The 14,847-nt window shown below is 54.8% G+C and carries 13 protein-coding genes and 1 pseudogene; 9 read left to right on the forward strand and 5 right to left on the reverse strand.

What is annotated here, in order from left to right:
• Positions 1-45 precede the first annotated feature (45 nt).
• The 8 genes from CGL_RS14495 to CGL_RS14535 all read left to right on the forward strand — a co-directional run bounded on the left by CGL_RS14495 (position 46) and on the right by CGL_RS14535 (position 8,339).
• Complete coding sequence (locus tag CGL_RS14495; RefSeq protein WP_011015484.1) at positions 46-1,824, forward strand: alpha/beta hydrolase; 1,779 nt, start codon at positions 46-48, stop codon at positions 1,822-1,824.
• A 9-nt stretch (positions 1,825-1,833) separates the two neighbouring features.
• The gene (locus CGL_RS14500) at positions 1,834-2,472 is read left to right on the forward strand and encodes an HAD family hydrolase (RefSeq protein ID WP_011015485.1); all 639 of its coding nucleotides are present in this window, start codon (positions 1,834-1,836) and stop codon (positions 2,470-2,472) included.
• A gap of 33 nt (positions 2,473-2,505) precedes the next feature.
• On the forward strand, positions 2,506-3,051 hold the full coding sequence (locus tag CGL_RS14505; RefSeq protein ID WP_011015486.1) for an NADPH-dependent FMN reductase: 546 nt from the start codon (positions 2,506-2,508) through the stop codon (positions 3,049-3,051).
• Between the two features lie 15 nt (positions 3,052-3,066).
• Positions 3,067-3,762, forward strand: a complete 696-nt coding sequence (locus tag CGL_RS14510) for a FadR/GntR family transcriptional regulator (protein WP_011015487.1) — start codon at positions 3,067-3,069, stop codon at positions 3,760-3,762.
• Positions 3,763-4,551 carry a metallophosphoesterase family protein gene (locus CGL_RS14515; protein WP_011015488.1) on the forward strand — a complete coding sequence of 263 codons (789 nt, stop codon included), beginning with the start codon at positions 3,763-3,765 and terminating at the stop codon, positions 4,549-4,551.
• Positions 4,552-4,710: 159 nt separating this feature from the next.
• Positions 4,711-6,012, forward strand: a complete 1,302-nt coding sequence (locus tag CGL_RS14520; RefSeq protein WP_011015489.1) for an MFS transporter — start codon at positions 4,711-4,713, stop codon at positions 6,010-6,012.
• Between the two features lie 34 nt (positions 6,013-6,046).
• Entirely contained in the window at positions 6,047-7,309 is a 1,263-nt protein-coding gene (gene lldD / locus CGL_RS14525; RefSeq protein ID WP_011015490.1) for a quinone-dependent L-lactate dehydrogenase, read from the forward strand.
• 715 nt (positions 7,310-8,024) lie between these two features.
• Positions 8,025-8,339 carry a helix-turn-helix domain-containing protein gene (locus tag CGL_RS14535; RefSeq protein ID WP_020948652.1) on the forward strand — a complete coding sequence of 105 codons (315 nt, stop codon included), beginning with the start codon at positions 8,025-8,027 and terminating at the stop codon, positions 8,337-8,339.
• Between the two features lie 640 nt (positions 8,340-8,979).
• On the opposite strand, the gene CGL_RS14540 is transcribed toward CGL_RS14535, so the two are convergent.
• From CGL_RS14540 to msrA, 4 genes and pseudogenes are all read right to left on the reverse strand, one after another.
• A complete protein-coding gene (locus CGL_RS14540) occupies positions 8,980-10,599 on the reverse strand; it encodes a purple acid phosphatase family protein (protein WP_011015494.1) in 1,620 nt (539 codons plus the stop codon).
• Between the two features lie 165 nt (positions 10,600-10,764).
• Positions 10,765-11,313, reverse strand: coding sequence for an LURP-one-related/scramblase family protein (locus CGL_RS14545; protein ID WP_011015495.1), 549 nt, complete (start codon positions 11,311-11,313; stop codon positions 10,765-10,767).
• Between the two features lie 118 nt (positions 11,314-11,431).
• A pseudogene (locus tag CGL_RS14550) lies at positions 11,432-11,868 on the reverse strand (M20/M25/M40 family metallo-hydrolase); the annotation flags it as partial.
• A gap of 50 nt (positions 11,869-11,918) precedes the next feature.
• A complete protein-coding gene (gene msrA / locus CGL_RS14555; protein WP_011015498.1) occupies positions 11,919-12,572 on the reverse strand; it encodes a peptide-methionine (S)-S-oxide reductase MsrA in 654 nt (217 codons plus the stop codon).
• Positions 12,573-12,818: 246 nt separating this feature from the next.
• On the opposite strand from msrA, the gene CGL_RS14560 reads away from it, so the two are divergent.
• A complete protein-coding gene (locus CGL_RS14560; RefSeq protein WP_003862560.1) occupies positions 12,819-13,421 on the forward strand; it encodes a superoxide dismutase in 603 nt (200 codons plus the stop codon).
• Positions 13,422-13,917: 496 nt separating this feature from the next.
• Here the strand turns inward: CGL_RS14560 and CGL_RS14565 are convergent, their stop codons facing one another.
• Positions 13,918-14,844: a LysR family transcriptional regulator gene (locus CGL_RS14565; protein WP_011015499.1), complete on the reverse strand. Its 927-nt coding sequence runs from the start codon at positions 14,842-14,844 to the stop codon at positions 13,918-13,920.
• Positions 14,845-14,847 lie beyond the last annotated feature (3 nt).

Below are 14,847 nucleotides of genomic sequence, written 5' to 3' on the forward strand. Positions count from 1 at the left end.
CCTATGCCCTGCAGAATTGTGCATGCTCTGCCAAGATGACTCAATATGGTTTCGCTCCCCAGACTAGCGTCTCTGCTCACCACTCGCCTGGCAACGCTTAAACCCGCACTAAAACCTGCCACCCACCTCGCCTCCCTCGGCGCGCAGGTCATTGCAGAGCTAGTTCCGGGGATCCGAATGTCGCCAAACCGCAGGCGAATCCTCCCTGCAAATATGGGCGCTGGCTTTATCGGAGCGGAAATCGCAATGTGGTGGGCTCTCTCGCCGTCATTGTTGCCGAAACCGTGGTGGGTTACGGCTGCTAACCTGGCTGTTTTACAAGCGGTGGGGCATGCGGCAGCGACGGGAATCCACTCGATCCTCCCCAGAACCAACCGGCGGGTATCCAGGAAAATTTACAACGCCACCCACATCGCAACTGGTGCCATCACGTTGACCACCACGGTTGTGGGATTGATCAGGCATCGCACCCAAATCCGGCTGATTGGGCAGAAGAATTTTGGACCGAAGGAGACGATCGCGGGCATTAGTGTCGGCACCTTGGGGTACGGCGCGCTGCTGATCACCGGCGAATTAACCCAGCACAGTATTAATGAGGTCAAGCTCCTAATTGAGAGGTTTTTACCGCCGTGGATAAGTTTCATCGCAGCGGTTTCGGTCATTACATTGACCACTTTGACCTTGGCCGATCGCGTTTTGTTGCGGCGCATCTTGCATAATTCTGCAATTCAAGCAGCGCACCTTAATCGCATGGTGTTCCCAGGAACTGAGCAGCCGTGGGAGCCGGAGCGTTCGGGTAGCCCGTGGTCGTATGAAAAATGGGGTGCGGTGGGTTCGCAGGGCCGTGCAGTGTTGTCGGGAGGCCCACGCAAAGATGACATCATCACGGTAACCAGGCTTTCTGACACGGAAACACATGAACCGATTCGTATTTTTATCGGTATGGTTCCGGGACGATCCTTAAGCGATCAGGTGGATCTTGTCATTCATGAAATGCGCCGCACGGGAGCCCTGCGCCGCGACCACATCGTGATCAACAATTCCACGGGCACCGGCTGGATCACCGATTGGTCCGCCCACACCTTTGAGTTCCTCACCGGCGGAAACTGCGTGACAATTTCCATGCAATATTCTTATCTTCCCAGTGCACTGAGCTGGTACAAGGACAACGACGGCCCCATTAATGCGGCGAGAATGCTTATCGACGCCGTCCTCCACGAGCTAGACCAGCTTCCCACCGGGAGTCGCCCAAAGCTGTTCCTCGCGGGAGAGTCACTGGGGGCGTATGGGTTGGCTGAGGTGTGGGGAGACGTCGAAAAGCTTCTTGGAACCGCTGACGGCGTGCTGCTCAGTGGGGCGCCGCGTTTTTCGGACGCCATGAATGCGTTGCGCACCCGGCGCGATGCGAGCAGCTCCGAGCGGCTGCCCGTGATTGATAGCGGGCGGCACATCCGTTTTGCGGGCGAGCCTGAGCACCTTGATATGCCGGCTACCTGGCAGTTTCCGCGCATGATCGTGGCGCAGCACGCCTCTGATCCAATTGTGTGGTGGAACGCGGAGCTGTTTATTCGGCGGCCGGAATGGTTGAAAACTCCCAAGCAAGACCACCAAGATGTCTTTCCCCGCTTGCGATGGATGCCGTTTGTAACCGGCTGGCAGGTGGCTTTGGATTTGTTCACTTCAACCTCCGTTCCCGGCGGGCACGGGCACAATTATCACGAGGAGTTTATTGATTATTGGGCAGCTCTTTTGGACCGCGAAGTCACCCCCGAGCTGCGCCACAGCATTGCTTATTGGATCCGCGCGAACCACATCAAACGCTAGAGTGATTCCATGACGCATGCGATCCTCTTTGACCTCGACGGCACCCTCGTTGATCACGCTTCCGCCGCCCGCGCCGCCCTGCACGCCTGGTCGCCGACCGTGGGCGTCGACACGGATGTTGAGCGCTGGATTGAGCTGGATAAGTGGGGTTTTGCCCGTTTTGAGCGCGGCGAAACCACGCATTTAGGTCAGCGGCGCGACCGCATCAGGGCGTACCTCAACAGAGAGCTTGACGACGCCACCTGCGATGATATTTACTCCGGCTACCTTAAAGCATATGAGCAAAACTGGACTGCCTACCCCGATGCCAAGGGCGTTCTCGATCGCGCGGTAGCCACCGGTGCCCCTGTGGGAATCCTGACCAATGGCGCAGCCCCCATGCAGCAAGACAAGCTTGATCGCACCGGCCTTGGCCTGCCAGAACTCGTCATGTTGGCGGCGTCCACTCTGGATTCTGCGAAGCCTCGCCCCGAAATGTATGCCCGAGCGCTCACCCATTTGGGTGCCCGAACCGCAACAATTATCGGCGATGATTGGACCAACGATGTCGCAGCTCCCCGCGAACTTGGCTGGAATGCTCTCTATTTAGATCGTTCCGGAACCGATCCACGCGCCGATATCCACTCCCTGGATGAACTCTTTCACTAGGCTGGCCTTTATTGTTTCCGGAAAGGGGTTGCTATGAAAATTGGTGTCATCCTGGGCAGTATCCGCGAAGGCCGCTTCGGCCAAGGCGTTGCCGATTGGGTCATGGAACAAATCGGGGCTTATGACGCACCCGATGTGGAATTTGAACTCATCGACCTCAAAGCTTTCAACGTGCCCCTGTTGGAATCCGCGACAGTTCCAGGTTCCGCGGATAAACAGTACGACGACCCGCGCGTAACTGCCTGGTCACAGGCCATTGATGCCTGCGATGCCTTCCTTTTCATCACCCCGGAATACAACCACGGTGTGCCCGGCGCGTTCAAAAATGCGTATGACATCCTGGGCAATGAATGGCTGAACAAAACCGTCGGTTTCATTTCCTACGGTGCAGTCGAAGGGATCCGTGTTGTCGAACAGTGGCGTCAGATCGTCGCCACCTTCAACATGTACGATATCCGCAGCCAGCTATCCTTTTCCACCTTCACCGAGAACAACAACGGCACTTTTGCGCCCAATGATCGACGCCCCGGTGAACTAATCCGCCTCCTTGATAGCCTCCTAACGGCTGTCCGCGATTAAGGCTCTGAAATACTAATGAGTGTGAAAGCACATGAATCTGTCATGGATTGGGTCACCGAGGAGCTCCGCAGCGGTCGCCTAAAAATCGGTGACCACCTCCCCAGCGAACGGGCGCTCTCCGAAACCCTCGGAGTTTCCCGAAGCTCCCTGCGCGAGGCGCTTCGTGTGCTCGAAGCCCTCGGCACCATTTCCACCGCCACCGGATCCGGCCCGCGGTCTGGCACCATCATCACTGCTGCCCCTGGCCAGGCGCTTTCCCTCTCCGTGACGCTGCAGTTGGTCACCAACCAGGTCGGCCACCACGATATTTATGAAACCCGCCAACTCCTTGAAGGCTGGGCTGCCCTGCATTCCAGCGCCGAACGTGGCGACTGGGACGTGGCAGAAGCGTTGCTGGAAAAGATGGACGACCCCTCGCTACCGCTCGAGGATTTTTTGCGTTTCGACGCCGAATTCCACGTTGTTATCTCCAAAGGCGCGGAAAACCCTCTGATCAGTACGCTCATGGAAGCCCTCCGTTTGTCCGTGGCAGATCACACCGTTGCCAGGGCCCGGGCGCTCCCCGATTGGCGAGCCACCTCGGCGCGTCTGCAGAAAGAACACCGCGCAATCCTCGCAGCACTTCGCGCAGGCGAATCCACAGTGGCCGCAACCTTGATCAAAGAACACATCGAAGGCTACTACGAAGAAACCGCTGCCGCCGAGGCCTAAATGTCCCGCACTCTGTGGGCGGTTTCAGATCTACACGTCACCTTCGCCCAAAACCAAAACACCGTTGATGCCCTCATGCCGCAGGACCCCGGCGACTGGCTGATCGTCGCTGGCGATGTAGCAGAGAAAATCCCCGATGTGGTACGTACCTTATCCGCGCTGGTCAAACGCTTTGACACCGTGATTTGGGTGCCGGGCAACCACGAACTCTTCAACCGGAAAACAGACCGCGTCAACGGCAAAGCCCGCTACCGAGCATTAGTCGGACAACTCCGAGCCATCGGCGTGATCACCCCCGAAGATCCCTATCCGATCTTTGGTGGCGTCACCATCTGCCCACTTTTCACACTTTACGATTACTCTTTCCGTCCCCTCGGCCTCACCGCGAAACAAGCCCTCGCCCAAGCAAAAATAAAGCTAGACGACGAACTAGCCATCGCCCCCTACGTAGACATCCCCGCCTGGTGCGCCGAACGAGTCACCTACACAGAAGACCGCCTAAAAGCCACCAAAGGCCCAAAAGTCCTGGTCAATCACTGGCCGCTGGTCATTGAGCCCACCCACCGGCTCTTCCAAAAAGACATCGCGCTGTGGTGTGGAACCACCGCCACCAGGGATTGGGCCGTACGATTCAACGCTCTCATGGCCATTCACGGTCACCTACATATTCCTGCCGAAACCCGCGTTGATGGGGTAAGCCACGTGGAGGTTTCTTTGGGTTACCCCTTTGAAAAACACCCACCTCACATGAAGCGTCCGTGGCCGTTTCCGGTCATGCAGATTAACTAACTCTGTTGCTTAAATGGGGGTAATTGGATTCGACTGTTTTCCACACCCCATTGACAATTAAAGGTGACACGCCTTACATTCTTGTGGTCTGACCATGAGGTTGGGCCAATCGGTTTCAGCCCGTTTACTCCCGCCGTCCGTTTCAGAGAAGAGGTCACCATGACAACCGCAGTAGATCAAAACTCACCGCCCAAGCAGCAACTCAACAAGCGCGTCCTGCTGGGCAGCTTGAGTGGCAGCGTTATCGAATGGTTCGACTTCCTGGTTTACGGAACCGTCGCCGCGCTGGTCTTCAACAAGATGTACTTCCCCAGCGGCAACGAGTTCCTCTCCACAATCCTGGCGTACGCATCCTTCTCCCTGACCTTCTTCTTCCGCCCCATTGGTGGCGTCATCTTCGCCCACATCGGCGACCGCATTGGGCGTAAGAAGACCCTGTTCATCACCTTGATGCTCATGGGTGGCGGCACCGTCGCCATTGGTTTGCTGCCCGACTACAACGCCATCGGCATTTGGGCACCAATCCTTCTGATGTTCCTCCGCATTTTGCAGGGCATCGGAATTGGCGGCGAATGGGGTGGCGCACTGCTCCTGGCATACGAATACGCTCCAAAGAAGCAGCGTGGGCTCTACGGCGCAGTTCCTCAAATGGGCATTTCCCTGGGCATGCTGCTTGCAGCTGGCGTGATCTCTCTGCTCACCCTCATGCCGGAAGATCAGTTCCTCACCTGGGGCTGGCGCATCCCATTCGTCGGATCCATCCTCCTAGTGTTCATCGGCCTGTTCATCCGAAACGGCCTTGATGAAACCCCCGAGTTCAAGCGTATCCGCGATTCCGGCCAGCAGGTAAAGATGCCTCTGAAGGAAGTTCTGACCAAGTACTGGCCAGCCGTTCTGGTCTCCATCGGCGCAAAAGCTGCCGAGACCGGCCCCTTCTACATCTTCGGCACCTACATCGTTGCTTACGCAACCAACTTCCTGAACATCCGCGACAACATTGTCCTTCTGGCAGTTGCTTGCGCCGCCCTCGTTGCCACCATCTGGATGCCACTGTTCGGATCCTTCTCCGACCGCGTCAACCGTGCAGTGCTCTACAGGATCTGTGCATCCGCAACCATCGTGCTGATTGTCCCTTACTACTTGGTCCTCAACACCGGCGAAATTTGGGCACTGTTTATCACTACCGTGATTGGCTTCGGCATCCTCTGGGGTAGCGTCAACGCAATCCTCGGAACCGTCATCGCAGAAAACTTCGCACCTGAGGTCCGCTACACCGGCGCTACCCTGGGTTACCAAGTCGGAGCAGCACTCTTCGGCGGTACCGCACCCATTATCGCAGCATGGCTGTTCGAAATCTCCGGCGGACAATGGTGGCCAATCGCCGTCTACGTCGCTGCATGTTGCCTTCTCTCTGTGATCGCCTCGTTCTTCATCCAACGCGTCGCGCACCAAGAGAACTAAAATCTAAGTAAAACCCCTCCGAAAGGAACCACCCATGGTGAAACGTCAACTGCCCAACCCCGCAGAACTACTCGAACTCATGAAGTTCAAAAAGCCAGAGCTCAACGGCAAGAAACGACGCCTAGACTCCGCGCTCACCATCTACGACCTGCGTAAAATTGCTAAACGACGCACCCCAGCTGCCGCGTTCGACTACACCGACGGCGCAGCCGAGGCCGAACTCTCAATCACACGCGCACGTGAAGCATTCGAAAACATCGAATTCCACCCAGACATCCTCAAGCCTGCAGAACACGTAGACACCACCACCCAAATCCTGGGCGGAACCTCCTCCATGCCATTCGGCATCGCACCAACCGGCTTCACCCGCCTCATGCAGACCGAAGGTGAAATCGCAGGTGCCGGAGCTGCAGGCGCTGCAGGAATTCCTTTCACCCTGTCCACCCTGGGCACTACCTCCATCGAAGACGTCAAGGCCACCAACCCCAACGGCCGAAACTGGTTCCAGCTCTACGTCATGCGCGACCGCGAAATCTCCTACGGCCTCGTCGAACGCGCAGCCAAAGCAGGATTCGACACCCTGATGTTCACCGTGGATACCCCCATCGCCGGCTACCGCATCCGCGATTCCCGCAACGGATTCTCCATCCCGCCACAGCTGACCCCATCCACCGTGCTCAATGCAATCCCACGCCCATGGTGGTGGATCGACTTCCTGACCACCCCAACCCTTGAGTTCGCATCCCTTTCCTCGACCGGCGGAACCGTGGGCGACCTCCTCAACTCCGCGATGGATCCCACCATTTCTTACGAAGACCTCAAGGTCATCCGTGAAATGTGGCCAGGCAAGCTCGTAGTCAAGGGTGTCCAGAACGTTGAAGACTCCGTCAAACTCCTCGACCAAGGCGTCGACGGCCTCATCCTCTCCAACCACGGTGGCCGTCAACTCGACCGCGCACCAGTCCCATTCCACCTCCTGCCACAGGTACGCAAGGAAGTCGGATCTGAACCAACCATCATGATCGACACCGGCATCATGAACGGCGCCGACATCGTCGCAGCCGTAGCCATGGGCGCTGACTTCACCCTCATCGGTCGTGCCTACCTCTACGGACTCATGGCCGGAGGCCGCGAAGGCGTCGACCGCACCATCGCCATTCTCCGCAGCGAGATCACCCGCACCATGGCTCTCCTCGGTGTTTCCTCCCTCGAAGAACTCGAGCCACGCCACGTCACCCAGCTGGCCAAGATGGTTCCAGTTTCTGACGCAACTCGTTCTGCAGCGGCGGAGATTTAAAAGTTTCTCTCCTTAGCTATTAAAAGGTGCCCATCCGTTTGGATGGGCACCTTCTCGTTTCTTGCAATCGGCATATTCAGTCAAAAAATGTTGAAATCAGCACTTTCAATTTGGGACATCTACTCTTAGGAGAAAAGCCACAAACCTTTCCCACCCCACAACCGTGTGTTCTGCAGTCGACCCAGTTTAGAGGAAACATGAGTGACTTCACGGAAAATACTTGGACTGTCCACTACGACGAAGATGGTGATTTCCCAAAATTCTTCAACTCTCTAAAGGAACACGAGCGCGCTGCAGTTATCTTGACCATCGAAAATATTCTAACTCCTCTAGGCATTAACATTTGCCAGACTGAATGGGGAAAAGCGCTGGGCCAGGGCCTTTACGAAATTAGGATTAGACATACCGTAAAAAAATCTCAAGAACCTCACTAGAAATTCAGGCTCAGAACTAGCCCTCAACGCTGGAGAAAACTCACCGGTGTTGCTTCGGGTATTTTGTACTTTTCATGGAAAGAAGATTGTCTTGCTACTCGGCGGATATAACAAACAGCGAGACTCTTCAAAGAAGCGCCAAGAAACTGAAATTAAGCGAGCCCGAAAAGTCCTCAAAGCATGGAAAGCCAAACAGTGACCATTGATAGAATATGTGTCAAAACATATATTTGGATTTGTGCTTTTACTTGTCTCGCGAATTGGCAATAGGAGTCAGCAACATGTCATTAAAGAGTTTTAGTTCTCTAGCACAATCAGAGAAGTCAACATGGAGTAAAGAAGCTAAGCAAGATTACGAGGACGCTTCCGCGCTAATCACTCAAGAACTCGCCTCACGAAAAGCTCTTGGCCAAAAACTAGTCAAGGCTCGGAAACAACGAGGAGTCACCCAAGTTCAACTTGCTGAAGCTTCTGGAGTCCAACAGGCAGAAATAAGCAAGATTGAACGTGGCCTCGCCAATCCCACTTTTTCCACACTTGAAAGCCTCGCATCCCACCTAGGACTTCAATTCACTTTTACAGAATCAGCCGCATAGCATCCAACCCTTAATAAATAACTCCAAAAGTTGGGGCACCAATTATTGAATAATTGGTGCCCCACTTTTTGGACTTTTATTCAGTTCGATCAGACGCTAACTCTGATTTTTCAGAAGGCCCTTGGACCTTCTCTCGGATCTCCTCTTGAATCCCTAGTTTTTTTGACATCGGTTCACCCAACATGGTGGAACGCTCTGCTTCTGGGACAAGTGCCACTCGCCCAGCTGCGACATCGTCTCGGAAAATTCCCCCGAATGTATTCGCCTCTGATGGTCGACGTAGAAATTGGGGGAGGCAGAGGCGCCTCAGCGCTAGCTTTGTTAGTAAACCCCACTGGATACTCCTCAGGAAACATATGTGCCAAAGCCCAAGCAGTATTAGAGGAATATCCTGTCCGAAACACCTCTTGTGGGCGCTTGCCTCTTTCTAAATGAAGAAGCTGAGCAGCATCAAAAGGAATCAAATCCTTCAGCAACGAGAAGGCCGACTCAAAATCTCGAGGCACAATACCCCTTGGAAATAATTGAACAAGACCACTTTATATTCCCAATACTAATTAGTTTTCTGCCGACCAGGCCCTACCAATTGCAAAAGCACCCACATTCGCAATGAACGCGGGTGCTTGAATCTCAGACAGTATTAGAAAGGCATCTTCACGCCGAGGTTGGCAAAGAACTCAGCGAGGGAGCCGCCGCCAACAAAGAGTCCACCGACGAAACCGAAGATGGCCAGAACTGGAGCCAAGATAGCAGCTAGACCAAGGTTGGAGGAGCCGGTCGCGTTGTCTCCGTCCTTGTCATCTTCAACTGGGACTTCAGATTCTTCGTCGCGGTCCTGCTTGCTCAGGGTGAACTGGTCAACCAGCTCGCCGGAGACTGCGTCCTTAGTGGTCACAGTCAGGCCTTCTGGGGTCAGTTCAACGTTGGTGTAGTCCTGAACCTGGTCCTGGTTCCAGACTGCGGTGTAGGTGCGGATCTTCTTCTGATCGACGGTTTCCTGGAAATCCAGTCCGGTGTCGTAACGCTGGCCGAGCTGGAAGTCGTAGAAGTCGTAGAACTTGGAGCCTGAGGAAGAGTTGGTTGCAAGGTAAACAACTTCGCCGGCCTTAGGGTTCAGAGTTTCACCGACAACTGCTTCGCGGCCTGCATCGACTGGGGTGAAGCCGTTCATCAGGTGGGAGCGGGTGTAGATGTGGTCGTGTCCACCGAGAACCAAGTCAACGTTCAGTTCAGAGATCACTGGGGTGAGGCGTTCGCGCTGGTACTTAATGCGAGCGTCATCCATGTGGTAGGCCTGGGAGAAAGTGGAATGGTGGTAGGTCAGGACGATCCAGTCCTTGTCGTCACCGTGTGCTGCGACGGTGTCGCGAAGGAATGCGATGTCGTCGTCGATGTCCAAGTAGTCGTTGGAGTCCAGGGACAGGAAGAGTGCATTGTTGTACTCGAAGAAGTAGTTCTCATCGACCTGGTTAGGGCGTGGGTACATCGCGTTGTAGGCGTCGTAGTTGTACTGGTCGTGGTTTCCATTGTTCACGGCCAGACGGTAGTTGCGCAGGGTTTCTGGGGAGATGTATGCGGAGTGCTCGTCCCAGCTGGAGTGGTTTGCCTGATCACCCGCGGAGAGGATGAAGGAGGTTCCTGGGTTTTCGATGGTGGCGCGTTCCAGGTTGTTTGCCCAGTTCTGGACTTCTTCTGCACGGTTGGAGTGGGTGTTGTACAGCTGGGTGTCGCCGAAGAAGAGGAAGTTCCAGTTGTCACCGTAGGTGCCGGTGTTGAAGGTTTGCACTTCGGACCAGCCGTCAGCTTCGGAGCCGACGCGGTAGGAGTAGGTGGTGTTTTCTGCGAGGCTATCTACGGTTGCGCGGTTGACTGCGCCATCGCGGTATTCAACGTATTCACCTTCAGCTCGGTCGCGGGAATCGCCTTCGGTGTTCACGATGCTGACGTTTTCAGAAACTGCATCAACGGTGATTGGGGATGCGAAGGTATCGTCCAGGGAGATCTGTGCAACCTGGCCGGTTAGGCCCTGCGCGGTGATCCAGTTGAAAATGAGCTCGGACTGGGTCGCTCCAACGCCGAGAACTACGTCGTGTGGAACTGCGGTGAATGGTGCATCGCGTTCGACGCCGGAATCGAATCCGACGGAGGGTGCCGTAGCAACGGTTACAGCTTCATCGGCGATTGCTGGGGTGAGGGAAAAACCAAGGGAAGCTGCGGTGATGCTTGCGGTGAGCATCATACGGAAACGGCGTGAAGCCATGGGAGAACTCCTAGGGAGAGATTAAGTTAGATTAGTACGACCAAGTGGAGGTTATTAGTTATCTGTCAAAATCTCTCAAGTAGGCTGCGAAGTCCCTTAAGCCACCTCGTCATTTAATCCGAGCGCCTAATAGTGTTCACTCTCTAGACATGAAACGGGGGTGGCTTAATTACGTTCCTTCTCCCGGATCAGATCTAGCGCGACCATGCCTCCAATGATGACTTTTCTGATTTCATCAGGGGCTTCTTCATCGAAAATAAGGGCGTAGGTGCTTCGGCCTAGGTATCCGTTGCCAGCGCCGGACCATTTTCGGGTTACTTTCGCAGGAATCCGATCGCCCATGCGGAACTCAAATTCAAATCCAAGGAAGTTACCGTGCATTTCAATAACGCGGTCACCTGGTAGTTCGATGTCCATCCGCTTGTTGAAGAAGGTGAAACGCTTCCGCACATGAGCAATGGGATTGCCATTTGGATCATCAATTTCATAGGTGTCGCGAACAAAGTTCATGGGATCGCGCACCTGCATCAATGGGGTGCCGAAGGCGTCTTCCAGTGTGAATCTGCGGTCGCCCTTGACCAGCCGAGAGCCCAACGACCCTTCAGTTTTGATTCTGATAACAACTTCGCCGTCTGGATTGTAGATCTCAAAGTTGTTAGACAGGAAGGAAGAGGTCTGCTGGACAATCAACGTGTCCGAAAGAAAAGGATTCATTAGCCAATTATTTTACTAGCCACGCAGAAGCAGCTACAACCAGCGCTTCCACACCACGATCAAGAGTTGGCTGCATATCTGGCGCGAACGCTGGAGAGTGATTTCCCGGCGCGTTGTCCTGATCCGCCATCATCCTCGCACCAGCTGCCGTCTCTTCCGCTGGCTGGAAAACGGCCATCAACGTTCCGTTCCACAATTCCCGATGAGAATTGAACGCCTGCACCGCACCCAACAGTGATGAAATATGCACATCGTGGCCACAGGTATGCGCCACCGGAGTTTCTTGACCGGTGGTGTTATCCACCTGTGTCACTCCGGTTGCTGCGTATTCTTTGCCGGATCGCTCCGCCATGGGCAACGCATCAATGTCGCCACGAAGCGCAACAACCGGACCTTCCCCATTGCTGATCACCGCGACAACACCGGTGTCACCAATGCGTTGGATGTTTCGAACTCTTGCAAAGACAACTGCGGGTGCTGATGGAAGAACTAGTACAGTTCTTCGCGGTAGCTACGCGTGTTGTCCAGGTCGGAAAGAAGCGCGACGATAGTCATGCCTCAGGCGTAATCCGAGGTGGAGGGATGCGTCGAAAAGCAAAAATCTTTTAAGCTTCTACCCCGCACGGGATGCCCGTGGAGTGATGAGGGCAGTAGCCATCGGGATTCTTGTCCAGGTATTGCTGGTGGTAATCCTCGGCGAGGAAGTAGTCAGACGGGCTAATGACACCGATTTCCGTGGTGATTTCACCAAAACCGTGCTGCTTCAGCGTCTCACCATAGGCATCGACCACGGCTTTTACGCGCGCAGCGTCCTCTTCGTTCTCGGTGTAATAAGCAGAGCGGTACTGCGTTCCCACATCGTTACCCTGGCGGAAACCCTGAGTCGGATCGTGTGCTTCCAGGCCGCGGGCAACAAGCTGCTCGAGGGAAATCTTCGAAGGATCGTAAACAACCTCCACGATTTCAGTGTGGCCGGTGCGCCCAGAACACACCTCGCGATAAGTGGGATTAGGGGTGAAACCGCCGGCGTAACCAACCGAAGTTCCCTCAACGCCATCCATCTGCCAATACATTTGCTCCACACCCCAGAAACAACCAAGGCCAATCCAAATTCGCTGCTGGCCTTCTTTCCACGGACCAGTCACAGGAGTTCCCAACACAGTGTGCGGCGCAGGATTTTCTAAAACAGGATGCCTGCCACCTTTAAGCGCCTCATCAGCGGTAACCATCACGGGTTCGGGTGCGAAAAACCATGCCATAACAGGAATGTTCCTTTCGAAAATTGAGGAAGCCTTATGCCCTTCAACCCTACTTAGCTGCCAATTATTCCGGGCTTGTGACCCGCTACCCGATAAATAGGTCGGCTGAAAAATTTCGTTGCAATATCAACAAAAAGGCCTATCATTGGGAGGTGTCGCACCAAGTACTTTTGCGAAGCGCCATCTGACGGATTTTCAAAAGATGTATATGCTCGGTGCGGAAACCTACGAAAGGATTTTTTACCCATGGCTGTATACGAACTCCCAGAACTCGACTACGCATACGACGCTCTCGAGCCACACATCGCCGCTGAAATCATGGAGCTTCACCACTCCAAGCACCACGCAACCTACGTTGCAGGCGCAAATGCAGCACTCGAGGCACTAGAGAAGGCACGCGAAGAGGGCACCAACCCTGACCAGATCCGCGCACTGTCCAAGAACCTTGCATTCAACCTCGGTGGACACACCAACCACTCCGTTTTCTGGAAGAACCTCTCCCCTAACGGTGGTGGCGAGCCTACCGGCGAACTGGCTGAGGCTATCAACCGCGACTTCGGTTCTTTCGCTAAGTTCCAGGATCACTTCAACTCCGCAGCACTCGGCCTGCAGGGCTCCGGCTGGGCAGTTCTCGGCTACGACCACATCTCCGGTCGCCTGGTTATCGAGCAGCTCACCGACCAGCAGGGCAACATCTCCGTCGACATCACCCCAGTTCTGATGCTCGATATGTGGGAGCACGCTTTCTACCTGCAGTACAAGAACGTTAAGGCAGATTACGTCAAGGCTGTTTGGAACGTCTTCAACTGGGACGACGCAGCAGCACGCTTCGCAGCAGCTTCCAAGTAAGCATTTTTAGTACGTGCAATAACCACTCTGGTTTTTCCAGGGTGGTTTTTTGATGCCCTTTTTGGAGTCTTCAACTGGGTAGCGTTAGGATTCACCATTTCCGGCGGGCATCCGGCGAAAAATGGTGAATCCACACACTGTTGCCGGGCAGTAAGTACTTTTCGCCGATCCCGATCGCTAGGCCAGCTGTGGCAAGCCCCGGGTTGCAAATTTTCGTCCCCGGCCAGAGCGAAATCGCCAATTCCCGATCGAAAATTCGCGCCAATCCATAGAGATCATGCAAAAACTCGTTCGATTTCCAGGCTTCCCAAGCGATCCGTGACGAGAAGTTTAACAGCAATCTTGCAGCAAGCCTCCAGGATTAACACCAACCCCCATGGCCACAAAAACACCAGCCCCAGAATCGCCCCTAGGGGCCCCTAACGCACAATCTGGACCAACTCCTAGTCATCGGGAAAACTCAACCCCTTAAAACGGCACCCACGACACTTACAGCTCAGCCCTCTTCTAATGCATACCTCGATCCCGCCACGAACTTCCGGAAGTTATCCACCGCAGGTGCCGGCCCCGCGTTGAGTCGCCACACCAAACCTAGTTCCCTATAAGCGGGTGGACTAAGTGGGCGTTGCACGATTCCCACTGTGGGAAGGTACGGATCATCCATCGGAACCACACCAACGCCGAGACCTGCGCTGACAAGCCCTGCGACGGTGGTGAGTTCCATGGATTCGAAAACCACATTGGGAACAAAACCGGCTTCTTCGGCTAATGCATCCATGAGGAGTCGGGTGCCGAAACCTGCTCGCATCGCCACGAAAGGTTCTTCCGCCGCAGTAATCAACGGCAATTCTCCTTGGCCAGAAAAGGAGGCAAGCCGGTGATCTGCGGGAACAGCTAGGGCAAGTCGTTGACGAAGCAGTGGCGCCCACCCTAAAGAGGTACCAACCTCGGCAGGTTTGGGGCCAACTAATGCGAGGTCAGTTTCATCAGCCAAAACACGATCTACCAGGAGCATTGCTGCCGCTTGGTGGAGTTGGAATTCTACGTTGGGGTGTTCGGCGCGGAATGTTCGGATAAGTTCGGGGACCATCCAAGTGCCCAAGGAATGCATGAAGTCCAGTCGGATTGTGCCTTTTTCTGGGTCCATGAGGCGTTTGATTTCAGTTGCGGCGGAGTTGAATTCTGCGACGATGGCGCTGGCGTGGTTGAGGAAGGCGTGGCCTCGTTGGTTGAGGACGAGTTTGCGGCCGGCGCGGTCGAAAAGTGGGGTGCCTGCGTGTTTTTCCACTCGGCTGATTCGTCTGGAAAGTGTGGGCTGCGGGATGCCTAATCTTTCGGCAGTTTCGGTGAGGTGGCCTGATTGAGCGACTGAAATGAAGCTGCGTAGGTCGTCGATTCGCAGGTCTCCGCCGTCGTTGCCCATGGT

The sequence above is a fragment of the Corynebacterium glutamicum ATCC 13032 genome, assembly GCF_000011325.1.
Taxonomy (GTDB): domain Bacteria; phylum Actinomycetota; class Actinomycetes; order Mycobacteriales; family Mycobacteriaceae; genus Corynebacterium; species Corynebacterium glutamicum.

Excerpts from the sequence above, each read along its gene's own strand:
- CGL_RS14535 (WP_020948652.1), top strand. The coding sequence starts at position 8,025 with ATGTCATTAAAGAGTTTTAGTTCTCTAGCACAATCAGAGAAGTCAACA.
- CGL_RS14515 (WP_011015488.1), top strand. The coding sequence starts at position 3,763 with ATGTCCCGCACTCTGTGGGCGGTTTCAGATCTACACGTCACCTTCGCC.
- lldD (WP_011015490.1), top strand. The coding sequence starts at position 6,047 with ATGGTGAAACGTCAACTGCCCAACCCCGCAGAACTACTCGAACTCATG.
- CGL_RS14565 (WP_011015499.1), bottom strand. The coding sequence starts at position 14,844 with ATGGGCAACGACGGCGGAGACCTGCGAATCGACGACCTACGCAGCTTC.
- CGL_RS14545 (WP_011015495.1), bottom strand. The coding sequence starts at position 11,313 with ATGAATCCTTTTCTTTCGGACACGTTGATTGTCCAGCAGACCTCTTCC.
- CGL_RS14520 (WP_011015489.1), top strand. The coding sequence starts at position 4,711 with ATGACAACCGCAGTAGATCAAAACTCACCGCCCAAGCAGCAACTCAAC.
- CGL_RS14510 (WP_011015487.1), top strand. The coding sequence starts at position 3,067 with ATGAGTGTGAAAGCACATGAATCTGTCATGGATTGGGTCACCGAGGAG.
- CGL_RS14500 (WP_011015485.1), top strand. The coding sequence starts at position 1,834 with ATGACGCATGCGATCCTCTTTGACCTCGACGGCACCCTCGTTGATCAC.
- msrA (WP_011015498.1), bottom strand. The coding sequence starts at position 12,572 with ATGGCATGGTTTTTCGCACCCGAACCCGTGATGGTTACCGCTGATGAG.
- CGL_RS14495 (WP_011015484.1), top strand. The coding sequence starts at position 46 with ATGGTTTCGCTCCCCAGACTAGCGTCTCTGCTCACCACTCGCCTGGCA.
- CGL_RS14505 (WP_011015486.1), top strand. The coding sequence starts at position 2,506 with ATGAAAATTGGTGTCATCCTGGGCAGTATCCGCGAAGGCCGCTTCGGC.
- CGL_RS14540 (WP_011015494.1), bottom strand. The coding sequence starts at position 10,599 with ATGGCTTCACGCCGTTTCCGTATGATGCTCACCGCAAGCATCACCGCA.
- CGL_RS14560 (WP_003862560.1), top strand. The coding sequence starts at position 12,819 with ATGGCTGTATACGAACTCCCAGAACTCGACTACGCATACGACGCTCTC.